This window comes from Paraburkholderia sediminicola, from assembly GCF_046030555.1.
Lineage (GTDB): Bacteria > Pseudomonadota > Gammaproteobacteria > Burkholderiales > Burkholderiaceae > Paraburkholderia > Paraburkholderia sediminicola_E.
The window spans coordinates 1-14,982 of the sequence record NZ_JAQQCH010000014.1 but is presented as its reverse complement, the minus strand read 5'-3'; the positions used below and the strand labels follow the sequence as shown (position 1 = coordinate 14,982).

The 14,982-nt window shown below is 62.2% G+C and carries 12 protein-coding genes; 6 read left to right on the top strand and 6 right to left on the bottom strand.

Annotated elements, in window-relative coordinates:
• Positions 1-169: 169 nt before the first annotated feature.
• The 5 genes from PQQ52_RS20235 to PQQ52_RS20215 form a co-directional block, all read right to left on the bottom strand.
• Positions 170-1,903: an IlvD/Edd family dehydratase gene (locus PQQ52_RS20235; protein ID WP_408214963.1), complete on the bottom strand. Its 1,734-nt coding sequence runs from the start codon at positions 1,901-1,903 to the stop codon at positions 170-172.
• 63 nt (positions 1,904-1,966) lie between these two features.
• Positions 1,967-2,971, bottom strand: coding sequence for an L-arabinose ABC transporter permease AraH (araH, locus tag PQQ52_RS20230; protein ID WP_408214961.1), 1,005 nt, complete (start codon positions 2,969-2,971; stop codon positions 1,967-1,969).
• Between the two features lie 89 nt (positions 2,972-3,060).
• Entirely contained in the window at positions 3,061-4,611 is a 1,551-nt protein-coding gene (gene araG, locus PQQ52_RS20225) for an L-arabinose ABC transporter ATP-binding protein AraG (protein ID WP_408214958.1), read from the bottom strand.
• 100 nt (positions 4,612-4,711) lie between these two features.
• Entirely contained in the window at positions 4,712-5,716 is a 1,005-nt protein-coding gene (locus PQQ52_RS20220; protein ID WP_408214956.1) for an arabinose ABC transporter substrate-binding protein, read from the bottom strand.
• 245 nt (positions 5,717-5,961) lie between these two features.
• Positions 5,962-7,410, bottom strand: coding sequence for an aldehyde dehydrogenase family protein (locus PQQ52_RS20215; RefSeq protein WP_408214953.1), 1,449 nt, complete (start codon positions 7,408-7,410; stop codon positions 5,962-5,964).
• A 177-nt stretch (positions 7,411-7,587) separates the two neighbouring features.
• Here PQQ52_RS20215 and PQQ52_RS20210 point away from each other — a divergent pair, with 177 nt between their 5' ends.
• A complete protein-coding gene (locus PQQ52_RS20210) occupies positions 7,588-8,565 on the top strand; it encodes a LysR family transcriptional regulator (protein WP_408214950.1) in 978 nt (325 codons plus the stop codon).
• Between the two features lie 149 nt (positions 8,566-8,714).
• Positions 8,715-9,272 carry a YaeQ family protein gene (locus tag PQQ52_RS20205; protein ID WP_325047402.1) on the top strand — a complete coding sequence of 186 codons (558 nt, stop codon included), beginning with the start codon at positions 8,715-8,717 and terminating at the stop codon, positions 9,270-9,272.
• On the opposite strand, the gene PQQ52_RS20200 is transcribed toward PQQ52_RS20205, so the two are convergent.
• The gene (locus PQQ52_RS20200; RefSeq protein WP_408214946.1) at positions 9,273-9,698 is read right to left on the bottom strand and encodes a VOC family protein; all 426 of its coding nucleotides are present in this window, start codon (positions 9,696-9,698) and stop codon (positions 9,273-9,275) included.
• A gap of 407 nt (positions 9,699-10,105) precedes the next feature.
• Here PQQ52_RS20200 and ada point away from each other — a divergent pair, with 407 nt between their 5' ends.
• From ada to PQQ52_RS20180, 4 genes are all read left to right on the top strand, one after another.
• Positions 10,106-11,281 carry a bifunctional DNA-binding transcriptional regulator/O6-methylguanine-DNA methyltransferase Ada gene (gene ada, locus PQQ52_RS20195; protein WP_408214944.1) on the top strand — a complete coding sequence of 392 codons (1,176 nt, stop codon included), beginning with the start codon at positions 10,106-10,108 and terminating at the stop codon, positions 11,279-11,281.
• The gene (locus PQQ52_RS20190; protein WP_408214941.1) at positions 11,278-12,195 is read left to right on the top strand and encodes a DNA-3-methyladenine glycosylase family protein; all 918 of its coding nucleotides are present in this window, start codon (positions 11,278-11,280) and stop codon (positions 12,193-12,195) included. The genes ada and PQQ52_RS20190 overlap by 4 nt, the downstream gene beginning before the upstream one ends.
• Positions 12,196-12,413: 218 nt before the next feature.
• Positions 12,414-14,030, top strand: a complete 1,617-nt coding sequence (gene gshA / locus PQQ52_RS20185; RefSeq protein WP_408214938.1) for a glutamate--cysteine ligase — start codon at positions 12,414-12,416, stop codon at positions 14,028-14,030.
• Positions 14,031-14,281: 251 nt separating this feature from the next.
• Positions 14,282-14,782 (top strand): hypothetical protein, encoded by a 501-nt coding sequence (locus PQQ52_RS20180; RefSeq protein ID WP_408215375.1) that lies wholly within the window; start codon positions 14,282-14,284, stop codon positions 14,780-14,782.
• Positions 14,783-14,982: the final 200 nt, after the last annotated feature.

Here is a 14,982-nt window from a genome sequence, read left to right as displayed (position 1 = left end):
CCTGCGAGTTATAAATCGGCTGGGCATGACATGCCCGGCCGTTTTTATTTCTGCCCGCTTTTTTCAAACCGTGAAGCCCATAAAAAAGCCGATGCGGGATTTCGATCCGCATCGGCAATACGCCTTCTCGCAAAGCGCAGGGAGAAACGTTTAGCCGTTCAAACGGCGATCAATGCGAGTCGCGCGGCACGGCCGCGCCGCTCGATCCGACCAGGAAATCAAGATCGGCGCCCTGGTCCGCCTGCAGCACATGGTCGACGTAAAGCTTGTAGTAGCCGCGCGTGGGCGGCGCAGGCGGCTGCCACGCGGCACGCCGGCGTGCGAGTTCCTCGTCGGTGACGTCCAGATGCAGACGGCGTGCGTCGACGTCGAGTTCGATCATGTCGCCGGTTTGCACGAATGCGAGCGGGCCGCCCGCAGCCGCTTCCGGCGATACATGCAGCACCACCGAGCCGTACGCCGTGCCGCTCATGCGGCCGTCGGAAATGCGCACCATATCCGTGATGCCTTTTTGCAGCACCTTCTTCGGCAGCGGCATGTTGCCGACTTCCGCAAAGCCTGGATAACCTTTCGGCCCCGCCCCCTTGAGCACCATGACGCAATGCTCGTCGATGTCGAGCGAGTCGTCGTCGATCTTCGCGTGCAATTCCTCGATGTTCTCGAACACGACCGCACGGCCGCGATGCTTCAGCAGATGCGGCGTCGCCGCCGACGGCTTGATCACCGCGCCGTTTGGCGCCAGGTTGCCTTTGAGCACCGCGATGCCAGCCTTCGGCTTGAACGGCTCGGCGAATGTCGTGATGACTTTCTCGTCGTGATTCGGCGCGTTGCGCACGTTGTCCCAGATCGTCTTGCCGTTCACCGTCAGTGCTTCGCGATGCAGCAGGCCTTGTTCGCCAAGTTGCTTGAGCACCGCGGGCAGACCACCCGCATAGTAAAAATCTTCCATCAGGTACTCGCCTGACGGTTGCAGGTTCACCAGACATGGCACGTTCGAACCGAGCTCCCAGTCTTCCAGCGACAGTTCCACGCCGATGCGCTTGGCCAGCGCGATCAGATGCACAACCGCATTGGTCGAGCCGCCGATCGCCGCATTCGTGCGGATCGCGTTTTCGAAGGCCTGGCGCGTCAGGATCTTGTCCATCGTCAGATCCTCGCGGACCATATCGACAATGCGTCGGCCCGCGAGATGCGCGAGCACTTGCCGGCGGGCGTCGACTGCGGGAATCGCCGCGTTGTGCGGCAAGCCCATGCCGAGCGATTCGACCATCGAGGCCATCGTCGACGCGGTACCCATCGTCATGCAGTGGCCGCGCGAGCGGTTCATGCACGACTCGGCTTCAGTGAATTCTTCCTGAGTCATCGTGCCGGCGCGTACCTCCTCGGACATCTGCCAGACGCCCGTACCGGAGCCGATATTCTTGCCTCGAAACCGGCCGTTGAGCATGGGACCGCCCGACACCGCGAGCGCGGGCAGATTGCACGACGCCGCGCCCATCAGGAGCGCCGGCGTGGTCTTGTCGCAGCCGACCAGCAGAATCACCCCGTCCATGGGATTGCCGCGGATCGATTCTTCGACGTCCATCGAAGCGAGGTTGCGGAACAGCATCGCGGTCGGGCGCAGATTGGTCTCACCGAGCGACATCACCGGAAACTCAAGGGGCAAACCGCCCGCTTCGTGAACGCCTTTTTTCACATACTCGGCGAGCTCGCGAAAATGCGCGTTGCACGGCGTCAGTTCAGACCACGTATTGCAGATGCCGATCACAGGACGTCCGTCGAATTCGTCGTGCGGAATACCCTGGTTTTTCATCCACGAACGATGCAGAAAACCGTCGCGGTCTTTGAGGCCAAACCACGCCTGGCTGCGCAGCGGCTTTTTAGTCTGGTTGGAATCAGCCATGAAATCTCCTGTTGGCAAGCAAGTAGAGGGGCGCGCCTGGCCCGGGGGCGCGCGTGTTAGTCGTCAGTGCACACGCTTGCTGCGGCGGTACTGATCGAACAGCACCGCGAGCAGCAGAATCCCGCCACGAATCAGGTATTGGTAGAAGGTCGGCACATTCATCAGGCTCATTGCGTCCTGCACGGAGCCCATGATCAGCACGCCGACCAGCACACCGGAAATCGTTGCGACACCGCCCGTCAGCGAAACGCCGCCGAGCACGCATGCCGAAATCACGCCGAGCTCGAGCCCGACCGAGGTTTTCGGGTCGCCGAGACTCATGCGTGACGCCAGCATCACGCCTGCAAAGCCGGTCACAAGGCCCTGCAATACGAACACTGTGATCTTGATACGCGTAACCGGCAAGCCCGCGAGCAAAGCGGCCTCGCTATTGCCGCCGACGGCCAGCACGTTCTTGCCGAATACGGTTTTCTTCAGCAGAAAACCGAACAGCACGAAGCCGACGATGTTGCTCCAGATCGGATACGAAATGCCGAGGAACGCGCCGCCGCCGAGGTCGAAGAAACGCTCTTCGGAGATCATCACGGCGTCGCCGTTCGAGGTAATGTAGGCGAGGCCGCGCACGACTTCCATCATGGCGAGCGTGACGATCAGCGAGTTGATCTTGTAGCGTGCGACCAGCACACCGTTGACCAGTCCGACTCCGCCACCCGCGAGTACGCCCGCGGCGATGCCGATCGTCACGCTATGCGTCGCAGTGATCAACGTGGACGCCACCACGCCAGCGAACGCAACGATCGAGGCCACCGACAAATCCACTTCACCCAGTGCGAGCACGAACATCATGGTCACGGAGATCGAACCGATCAGCGTGACGGAAAGCAGCAAGCCCTGGATGTTTCGCGAGCTTAAAAATTCCGGCACGGTGAACGATAACGCCGCGAACAGGATGATGAACACCATCACGATGCCGGACCTGTTGATCAGGTCCCAGGTGCGTGCGGCGCGTGCGCTCGAGCCCGCGGAAGCGACGGCTGGCGAAGAGGGGTCGGTTGAAGGTGTATGCATGATGTCTATTCCGTTTTCAGTGGCGCGATTCAGTTGCCTTCAGTTGCGCGATGAGTGCGGCGTTAAGTGCGGTGTCGAGTGCGGCGTCTTTAGCGCGGCAGTGCGAGCTTGATCAGCGCATCCGGCGTGGCCTGCGCCTTCGGTAGATCGCCGACGATGCGGCCTTCCTTCATCACGATCACGCGATCCGCAACGCCGATCACTTCAGCGAGATCGCTCGACACGACAATGACCGTGCGGCCCGCTTCAGCGAGCCCATATAGCAGGCCGTAAATCTCGCTGCGTGCGCCGACGTCGATACCGCGCGTGGGTTCGTCCATCAGGAACACGTCGATGTTTTCGGCGAGCCAGCGCGACAGAATCACTTTCTGTTGATTGCCGCCGGAGAGCGTGCCGATCGGCGTTTCGCCGTTACGCGTCTTGATCGCGAGCTTGCCGATGAACGCTTTGGCGGTCTGCGCTTCCTTGCGGCCGTTGAGCACGTTGAAGCGGCTGAAATGACGACGGCAACTGATGTTGAGGTTGTCCGACACCGAAGCGATCGAGACGATGCCTTCCTGCTTGCGATCTTCCGGACATAGCGCGACGCCTGCGCGCACGGCATCGCGTGGCGTGGCGAAACGCACGCGCTTGCCTTTGAGCGTGATCTCGCCGGCAGCCGGTTTGACTGCACCGTAGATGAGCTTCATCAACTCGGAACGTCCGGCGCCGACCAGTCCGAAGAAACCGAGGATTTCACCTTTACGTGCCTTAAACGAAGCCGGTTCGCGTAAGCCACGTCCCATCAAGTCCTTGACGTCGAGCTGCACAGCACCGAGTTCGCGCGAGCGATAGCCGTATACGTCGGCGATCGAACGACCCACCATGCAGCTGATCAGGCGATCACGATCGAGTCCATCGCCCGCTTCGAACGTATCGATACGACGGCCGTCGCGAAACACAGTCACGCGATCGCACAGTTCGTAGACTTCATCCATCCGATGCGTGACGTAGATGATCGCGCGGCCCTCGGCCTTCAATGCGCGAATGATCCGGAACAGCTGCGTGGTTTCACGCGACGACAACGAGCTGGTCGGTTCATCGAATGCAATCACGCGCGCGTCGCGTATCAGCGCCTTGCCGATTTCGATCATTTGCCGCTGACCGATCGACAGATTTTTCACCTGTTGTGAAGGATCGATTTTTTCGCCGAGTCTTTCCAACTCGCGCACCGCACGTGCGACTAGCGCCTTCTCATCCAGCACACCGAAGCGGTTGGGCAGGGCGCCGAGCATCAGATTTTCCGCAACGGTCAGTTCAGGCACCAGATGGAGTTCCTGATAGATGATCGCGACACCCGCCGCGATGGCCGCCTTGGTGGTCGTGAACTGCTGCTCGACACCATCGAGCGAGAGCGTGCCCGCGGCCGGCTGATTCACGCCGGACAGCACTTTGAGCAACGTCGATTTGCCGGCGCCGTTTTCGCCCATCAACCCGTGTACTTCGCCGCGCCGCACGTCGAGCGACACCTGGTCAAGCGCGAGCACGCCGGGAAAGCGCACAGTGATACCGTCGAGTAACAGATACGGATCAGTCGACGTAAGCGTAGGCGAGGGCGTTTGCGCAGGCAGCGCCGTTTCGCCGGTGTGAGAAACCGTCATCAAAAGCCTCTAGCGTGTGGACAAGCTGTGCGGGCCGCTCAAGCGTTGGCGTAAGCGTCAACGTGAAAAACGGCCCGCTGTGTGCAAACTCGAATGCCGCTTAGATTCCGAGCTCTTTACGCACGTCCAGCCAGTTGCCGCGCACCATCAGCTTGCCGGTGGTTTGCGTGTCGGCGGGCGGCTGCTTGCCGTCCTTGATCCACTCCACAAGGTTTTCCGTGCTCTCTTTGCCGTGCATCGTCGAGCTCACGGCGATCGTGCCGTAGAAACCCGTGGGTTCCTTCTTCTGGAACTCGGCAAACGCTTCGCCGGCACCGTTGATGCCGACACCGATCACATCCGCTGCCGGAATGTGCAGTTGTTCAGTCGCGCGAACGCCGCCCAGCACGCTTTCCTCGTTGAGTGCGAAGATCACCCACTTCTTGATGTTCGGATGCTGCGCAAGTACCGGCGACGACGCGTTGAAACCGCCTTCGTCATCGGTGGTCTTTTGCGGAGCGTCGAAGATGTTTTCCTTCTTGAAACCGCCGGCCAACAGCGATTCCGTTGCGCCGTCGGTGCGCAGTTTGGCGGTCGGCAGTTCGTAGTTCGTGATGCGCAGCGCGCCGACTTCTTCCGGCTTCCAGCCGCGGCGTTTCATCTCTTCAGAGATCGCGGTGCCGACCTGATTGCCGATCTTGAATGCGGACATGCCCAGATGCGGCACGTTCGGCAACGGCTTGCCGGTGGAATCGACCAGTTGATCGTCGACGGTGACGAACTTCATGTTGTAGCGCTTCGCACGCGCCTGGATCGCCGGTCCGAGCCGCACGTCGGGCGCGCAGATCACGAAGCCTTTGGCGCCTTGCGCGCCGAGGTTATCGATCGCGGCCAGCACCTTTTCACCGTCCGGCGTGCCGATGTTGACCACCGAGAAACCGTCCTTCTGACCCAGCGCGGTGGCCGCTTTCTGTTCGTTGATGAACCACGCCTGTTCCGGCATCTTCACAAGGAAGCCAACTTTGAGCGGCGTGTCCGCATGCGCGGAGATTTGTGCGGCAAAGGGCGCGGCGAGAGCCGCAGCGGCGATCGCGGATAGCGTCAAACGGCGAAGCTTGCTGGTCATATCTGTCTCCTGAGGTTGAAAAGCTGCATTGATTTCGTTTATTTGCAGCGTGAAAGCACGGCGGCGTCAGCCGGAACGTGGATAAGCGTTGGGGTGAGCGTTGGCGTGCGCCATGCAATGCGCAGCACGCCAAGCGGCCAGATTCGTTACCGGCGGAACTGCGAGAAACGTGGCTGCCGGGGCGCCGCAATGCGCAGCGAGCCGGGCGGTGGGAGACGTGGCGAAGTGAGCGAGTGTCATGGCCATCAAGCCGCTACGTAGGCCGTTTTCACGGCCGTCCAGAAGGCTGCATCCGTTGCGCCATAGGCTGACGCCTTGCGACCGCCGCCGGGCGCGTGATGCTCGACAGCAGTAGTCGGCAAATTGATCGTGACGAGGCCGCATTGCACGTGGCGGCGAAAATGCCGCGCGCGGCTCAGCGAGCGCGTGCAGATGCCGGCGCATAAACCGTAGGGGGTGTCATTCGCGAGATGCAGCGCGTGGTCGTAGTCGTCGGCTTTCAGCACCACGGCGAGCGGACCGAAAATCTCTTCTCGCGCGATGCGGTGTTCGGGTTCGCCGATAAACAAAGCCGGTTCGAAAAAATAGCCGCGCGTCGCGCGTTCAAGTTGACGGCCGCCGTGCAGCAGTTGCGCGCCTTCCTGCTGGCCGACGCGTACGTAGTCAAGATTGCGCTCGAGCTGCGCGGCGTTGGCAACCGGGCCAAGATCCGTGCCGTGCTTCAGTGCGTGATCGACGCTGAGTCTCGCGAGCTTCGTCTGCAACGCGTCGACGAACGGCTCGAACACCGCACGTTCGACAACCAGCCTCGACGCAGCCGTACTGCGTTGTCCGGCGAAGCTATAAGCGCCGCTGAGGGCAGCATCGACGGCACCGCCGAGATCGGCATCGGCCAGCACCACGAAAGGATTCTTGCCACCCATTTCGAGCTGCACGCGGGCTTGCCTCGCAGCGGCAGCCTGGAGGACACGCGTACCGGTCTCCGCCGAGCCGGTGAAACTGATCGCCGCCACCAACGGATGCATGACGATCCGCGCGCCGACCTGCCGCCCGCTGCCCATCACGAGATTGAATACGCCGGCCGGCAAACCGGCGCGGCTGACGATCGACGCCAGCGCCGCCGCGCAACCCGGCGCCGATTCGGCCGGTTTGAAAACGACGCAGTTGCCGTGGGCGAGGGCGGCGCCGATCTTCGCGGCAGCGATCGCCAGCGGCGCACTCCACGACGCGATGATGCCGATAACGCCGAGCGGTTCGCGCGTCACATCGATTTCGACACCGGCGCGCGCCGATGCCCCTGGCTCGGCAAATGCACGAAGTGCTTCGGCGGCGAAAAACTTGAAGATCTGTCCGGCCCGCGTTGCTTCGACCAGGGCTTCCGGCAACGTTTTGCCGACCTCTCGCGCCAGCAGCCGGCCCAGTTCGTCACGGCGCGCGAGCATCTCGCTGCCGATCGCATCGAGCGCATCCGCGCGGCGCTGCGCTGAACCGAGTGACCATTCGCGAAAGGCCGCGCTCGCCGCTTCGATCGCGGTGTCGGTCTGCCTGGCGTCGGCCCGCACGTAGTCGCCAACCGGTTCATCCAGATCCGACGGATTGAGCGACACGCCCGTGGTCGCACCCGTCTCCCAGCCGCCATTGATGTAATGGCGAAACGGACTGGCAACGAGCGGGACGAGCGGATCTCGATTCATCGAAGGGAGGGGCGCCACATGAGGAAGCTCAAAGTCCACGAATGGTATGAGCCGCCCCAATAACTTTCCAATCCCTTTTTAGGCCATCCCGATATCATTTTCGATATGGCATGATGGAGACTTGGTGACGGCAAATCGTCCGAAAGACGGCATCAAGCCGCATAAGGAGACAGGCCCATGACGCGTAGCTACTCGAACTGGTTCGTGCGCGCGCGACTCAAAACGCGGCAATTGCTGCTGCTCGCGGCGATGGAAGAAGAGGGCAACGTCCGGCGTGCCGCCGACGTGCTCGGTATGACCCAGCCCGCCGCATCGCGGCTCCTGAAAGAGCTGGAGGACATGCTGGAGGTGAGCCTGTTCGACCGCACACCGCACGGCATGCATGCCACCCTGTACGGTGAAGTGATGATTCGCCACGCGCGCATGGTGCTCTCGAATCTTAGCCACGCGCACGATGAAATCTCGGCACTGCGCGCCGGTCTGGCCGGCCAGGTGCGCATCGGCGTGATCGCCGCGGCCGCCGCGACGATGGTGCCGCGCGCCATCGCCAGCGTGAAAGAACGTTATCCCCAGTTGCAAATCTGGGCGGAGGTGGAGACGTCAGACGTTATGCTGCCGAAGCTCGCCGAAGGCGAACTGGATATCATGATCGGCCGGGTACTGGAGCGGCAAAACCAGTTCAAGACCGAAGTCCGCTACGAGCCGCTCGCCGACGAACCGCTGTGTGTGGTGGCGCGCCCCGGCCATCCTCTCGAAAATGAAACAGGTTTGACACTGCGCGGAATCGTCAACGCGAGCTGGGTTTTGCACCCTCCGGGCAGCGTTTTGCGCCATCGCTTTGATCTGATGTTTTCGCAGATTGGACTGAATCCGCCGCAAAACGTCGTCAATACCAACAATTTTCTGGCGATTTCGAGCTTATTGCTTCAAAGCGACATGTTGGCGGTTTTACCCGATGAAGTGGCGCGTCAGTACCAACAGTACGGTGTTCTCAAGCAGGTACCGATCGATTTACCGTGCAGAATGGATACATTCGGTATCATCACGCGCCAGTCGCATCTGCTTTCGCCGGCGGCCTCCGTCGTGCTCGAAGCCTTACGGGCAGCCGCTGCCGAGGTGTATGGCACCGCTTTCGAGCCGACAGTGGCGCGATAAATGCTTCTCCCGTTGCAATAGCGCAATTGCAGCCGAGGTTAGGCTCGGGAGGAACAGCGATGTACAACAAACACGGAAAACGGCAACGCGCCGTCGACGATTCTTTTTCTGTTCGCTCCGGTGGAGCGAGCGCCTGGTTTAGTAACGGCATGGCTCTCAAATCGACGATTTACAAGGCGGAACTCCAGATCGCCAACATGGACCGGCACTATTACGCGGACCATTCCCTGACGATCGCCCGCCATCCCTCGGAAACCGACGAACGGATGATGGTTCGCGTCGCCGCGTTCGCGCTGTTTGCGCAGGAACGCCTCGAATTCTGCAAAGGTTTGTCAGATGTCGACGAACCGGACCTCTGGCAGAAGGACCTCACCGGCGCGATCGAAACCTGGATCGAAGTCGGCCAGCCAGACGAACGCCGCATCGCCAAGGCGAGCGGCCGCTCGAACGAAGTGATCGTGATCGCCTATGGCGGCCGCACGTCGGACATCTGGTGGCAAGGTGTGCGCGGCAAGGTGGAACGCATGCGCAATGTGACGGTGTGGACGCTCGGCGAAGACATCGCCGCCGCGCTCGGCAAGCTCGCCGAGCGAACCATGCGTCTGCAATGCACGGTGCAGGATGGCGAAGCATGGCTCGGCAGCGCCGAGGCCGACGCGGTGAAGATCGAGTGGACCGTGTTGAAGGCGCCCGCTAACGCCTGGTAATTACAGCGACGTCACGCGCGCCGCTTCAGGCGGTCCTTTGAGTTCGACCATATTGCCTTCCGGGTCGAACAGATACAGCGATTGGCCAAATCCATCCGCGCCGTAGCGCAGAGCCGCCTCGCCAGGCCGCGCGCCGTGTTCCGCCAGATGCGCCGTGAGCGCCTCGGCGTCGAACGGATCAATGCGCAAACACACGTGGTCCATATTCCGCCCCGCGCCCGGTACGCCGTTTTCGGGGTCATCGAGCTTCGCGCCGACCTTCAACAGGTCGATCAGCGAGCGCCCCGCGCGCAACTGCGTCAGGCCCAGATCGGGCTGCTCCTTCTCGACGCTGCATCCGAGCACCTCACAATAAAAACGCCTCATCTCCGGAACGTTCGACGCCCGGATGACGATGTGGTCGATCTCGCGAATGTGGATTTTCATGTCGAACGCCCCTTGGCTGGTTCGCTGGATAGGTAAATAGCCACCACAGTTTAGAAGAAAGTAGAAGAAAGGACGCTCCGCGAGAGCAGGCCGCTAACCGGTCACAAGGGACGGATCAGGAACGGTCAGACGAAAAAAAGCCCGCTCTATGTGGAGCGGGCTGAATCCATATCAGGAGGAGACATGGAGGAGACAAGTACTAATATACACATGGGGTTGGTGCGACGCAATAACTTTTTAAGGGAAAACCCGATATCGTGCCAAATTGTCGCAGTTTGAGGCGAGACGGGCGCCTGGCGGGGCTTCCAATCTACGGGGAAGCGCAATGACAGAGCAAGAACCGGAGCGTAGTGTGTCGGCATGCGGCCTACATTGGTGAGCATCGACACCGTCTTTCCGGGACCATCATGAACCGCACCGACCATACCGATACCGGCGCCGAAACCGCCGCCGATACCACCCGCTGGACCACCGACGCCGAGCGTTGGGAGGCCCTCACCCGCCGCGAGCCGCAAGCCGACGGCGTGTTCTTCTACGCCGTCAGAACGACCGGCGTGTTCTGTCGCCCCTCATGCGCGTCGCGCCAGCCGCACCGCGAAAATGTCGCTTTCTTCACCGACGCCAACGCCGCGCGCGCCGCGGGCTATCGCGATTGCAAGCGTTGCCAGCCCGGCGGCTTGCCGCGCGAGCTGGAGATCGTCAATCGCGCTTGCATCGCGCTGGATGCCGATCCGCAGCAACGCCTCACGCTCGCACAGTTGAGCGACGCAGTGCACGTCAGCCCGTTCCACTTGCAGCGTCTGTTCAAGCGCGTGGTGGGTGTGTCGCCGCGGCAGTATCAGGCTGCGCAGCGCGGCGCCGCGTTGCGCGACGCGCTGCAGAGCGGTTCGGACGTGACGCGCGCCACGCTTGACGCCGGCTTCGGCTCGCCGTCGCGAATGTACGACAGCGCTTCGGCGGAATTGGGCATGGCGCCGTCCGCGTTTCGCCGCAAAGGCGCGGGGCTTACCGTGCGTTACGCCAGCGCATCGACCTCGCTCGGCTTCGTGCTGGTCGCCGCAACCGACAAAGGCATCTGCAAGATCGGTTTCGGCGACGATGCCGCAATACTCGCCGAGGACCTGCGCGGCGAGTTCGCCAACGCCGAACTGGTCGAAGATACAGCGCGCCTCGCACCATTCATTGCGCAGATCGACGCCTATCTGCGCGGTACCCGTCAGGACTTCGATCTGCCGTTGGATATCGCCGCCACCGCCTTCCGGCAACGTGTATGGGACGCGCTGCGGCGCATACCCTACGGTGAGACGCGCAGCTACTCCCAGATCGCCGAAGCGGTCGGCTCGCCGCGGGCCGTGCGCGCGGTCGCGAGCGCGTGCGCGACGAATCCGGTCGCGTTGGCGATTCCATGTCATCGGGTGGTGCAAAAGGGCGGTGCGCTGGCCGGGTATCGCTGGGGACTGCCGCGCAAGGCCGCATTGCTCGATAACGAAGCGCGGCACGCAGGCGACATTTCGCCCGATAAACCAGATCGCCGTGAGCGCGCGGCCAATGCAACCACCACCAACCTGGACCACGCTGCGTGAGCACGCTTGACGACGTTGCGACACTCGAACTGCCGTTCAAAGCCCCCTTCGACTGGCCGCGTCTGCTGCGCTTTTTCGGTGGACGCGCGACGCCGGGCGTCGAAGCGGTCGAAGACGGCACCTATCGCCGCGCGATCGATTGGGCCGGCGACAGCGGCACGCTGACCGTGCGCCTGCATCCGCGCAAGCGTTGCATCGTCGCGAACATCGAAGGTCCCGCGAGCCGTCATGCCGACGCGCTGACCGCGCCGATCGCGAGGATGTTCGACTTGCACGCCGACCCGAAGAAGATCGGCAACGAACTGGCCGCCGACCCTTGGCTCGCACCGTTGATCGACGCCGTGCCGGGCTTGCGCGTGCCGGGCGCATGGTCGGGTTTCGAGCTGGTGGTGCGCGCCATTGTCGGGCAGCAGGTCAGCGTGAAGGCGGCGACCACGATCATCGGGCGGCTGGTGCAGCGTGCCGGCGAACGTATCGAAGGTCATCCGCATGAAAACACCGCATGGCGCTTTCCAACGCCCGCCGCACTCGCGATTGTCGATCTGGAAAAGATCGGCATGCCGGGTAAACGCGTAGCGGCGTTGCAAGGCTTCGCGCAGGCGGTCGCTTCCGGCGACGTGCCGCTCGACAGCAGCGTCGCCGATGCCGACAGCTTGCGCGCGGCGTTGCTCGCACTGCCTGGCATCGGTCCATGGACCGTCGAGTACGTGGCGATGCGCGCATGGCGCGATGCCGACGCCTGGCCCGCATGGGACCTCGTGCTGATGCAGGCAATCTGCGCACGCGATCCCTCGCTCGTGCGGCCCACCCAGCAACGCATCCGCACCGACGCGTGGCGGCCGTGGCGCGCGTATGCGGCGATGCATCTGTGGAACGAGGTGGCGGATCGGGCGGGGGCCGCGCGCGGCGGCTGAGGTCGTGTAGCAGTCAAGGGGCAAGGCAGGCCGATTCGTCCTGAAAATAGGCGAAGTTGAGTGGTCCGAGGGCCCGCCGAAGCGGCCTCAAGCAGCCGCCGTGGCGAGATGTTAAAGTGCCCGCTACCCGAAAATTCCGCCGAACGTTGTCAACCGCGCAGTGCTGCACGTAAGCAGTGAAGCGGCACATGGCGGCCGACAACGCCCGACTCGCATCAATGCCAAACACGACATCCTCCCGCACGAACGACGCGTTCTCGCACCGCCTGTCCGTGCTGACCTCAGGCCCGCAGCGCGATGCGCTGATACGCGGCTTGCGCGGCATCGAAAAGGAAAGCCTGCGCGTAACACACGACGGCAAGCTCGCCATGACGCCGCATCCGCGTGTGCTCGGTTCGGCACTCACGCATCCGTCGCTCACCACCGACTATTCCGAAGCGCTGCTCGAACTGATCACGCCGGCTGAGCACGACGTCTCGATCACGCTCGAGAAGCTCGATACGCTGCATCGTTTCGTCTACGCAGAACTCGGCGACGAGATCTTGTGGAACAACTCCATGCCGGGCCTGCTGCCCGAAACGGACGACGGTATTCCGATCGCGCGCTACGGCTCGTCGAATATCGGCAAACTGAAGTACGTGTACCGCATTGGCCTGGCGCTCCGTTACGGCCGCACCATGCAGTGCATTGCGGGCATCCACTACAACTATTCGCTGAACGAAGAAGTGTGGCGGGTGTTGCATGCCGACCAGCAATCCACGGCAACCGCCGTTGATTTCCAGTCCGACCGTTACCTCGCACTGATCCGCAATTTCCGCCGCAGTAACTGGCTGTTGATGTACCTGTTCGGCGCGTCGCCGGCACTGGATCGCCGATTCCTGCGCGATCGCCAGCACACGCTCGAAACATTCGATGCCGACACGCTGTATCGCCCGTATGCGACCAGTTTGCGCATGAGCGACCTCGGCTACTCGAACACCACCGCGCAAGCCGCGCTGCACGCCGACTACGACACGCTGCCGGGCTACCTCGACGCGCTCGCGAAGGCCGTGAGCCAGCCGTACCCCGCGTATGAGGCGATCGGAACGCAACGTGACGGCGAGTGGGTGCAGATCAACACGAACGTGCTGCAGATCGAAAACGAGTTTTATTCGACGATCCGTCCGAAACGCGTCACGTATCCGGGCGAGCGTCCGCTGCATGCGCTGGCTGCGCGCGGTGTGCAATACGTTGAAGTGCGCTGCATGGACATCGATCCATTTGAGCCCACGGGCATTTCGCTGGAGACATCGCGTTTTCTCGACGCTTACCTGCTGGTCTGCGCGCTCGACGACAGCGCGCCGCTGCCGCCGGACGCGTATGCGGAAGCGAATCAGAACTTTGGCCGCGTGACGATGGAGGGCCGCAAGCCGGGCCTCGAACTGACGCGCGACAGCCAACCTATTGCGATGGTGGATTGGGCGAACGAGTTGCTCGTCAAGATCGACGCAGCCGCGGCAACGCTCGACGCATTGCACGGTGGCGACGCGCATGCACGCGCCGTGGCGGTTCAGCGCGCGAAACTGGTGGACGCATCGCTGACGCCATCCGCGCGCGTATTGCAGACGATGCGCGACAAACAGCAAAGCTTCCTCGCCTTCAGCCTCGAGCAAAGCGAAGTACACGCCGCCTGGTTCCGCTCGCGTCCGCTGGACACTGCGCAGACAAAGGAATTCACCGACCTCGCGGCACAATCGCTGGCAGAGCAGACCAAACTTGAACAGGAAGAAGTGGGTTCGTTCGACGCATTTGTCGCGGCATACCGGGCGTACACCCTGAACCGCTTTAGCGTCTAAACGACAGAATCCAGGCCGTGGCCTGATGCCGTTCAGTTAGCCCTGAACGGCATTTTCATTTGCGAAACCGATAGCGGCCTGGGGCCGCTTTTTTATTGCGCACAGGTAACGTCTACGCAAGGTGGTACTGGATGTCTGACCACACCGGCAAAATTTCCGTTGTTTGACGATTCGCGGATGCATATGAAACACCGCGCTGGGGATGCGGTCAAACTTGAATGACACGCTCCAGAGAGGGAGGCTTCGACGTGATGAAAAAAGGTCTGTTGGCCGTGCTGTGCCTGATGGTGACGGCGGGATGTTCGACGCAGGGGCAGGTCAACCCGGACGTCATGCAGATCGCGACGACGCCGTTGACGTGTTCGAACAAAGCCGAGTGTGATGTGTGGTGGCAGCGTGCGCAGACGTGGGTAACGAGCCATTCGAAGTACAAGGTTGAGTCCGCGACTGACACGTTGATCCAGACTGCCGGCCCGGACGGCGGCAAGCGCGCCTTGGCGTACCAGATTACGCGCACACCGAACCCGGACGGCACGGCGACGATCGGGTTTGCTGCACATTGCGACGGCTCCTTGGGCTGCAAACCGAACCCATGGGAAGCGGGCGCCGATTTCAAGGAATACGTGCGAGGCACGGTGCCGTCCGCGCCGCAGAGCGGCGAAAAACCCTCGCAACCAGCGCCAACGGCCATGCACCCCGACGCATCAGGACAATCGATCCCGGGAACGAGTGGGGAAGCGGTAACACAGTGAGGGGGAAACGATAACGGAGTCAGCGAGGAGAAAGCGCCCGCGCATGAAACGCGGGTGTGCCCCTGAAGTAGCCGCGGCACAAATACGACGGGGCGATTCAAGAAGTCCCCTTCGGCGCGCGCAGCGCCGCTGGAAGTATGACGCCCTTGTCACTCACGCGGAATGTGCGAGAACACAGATTCCAGATGCACCACTACCGC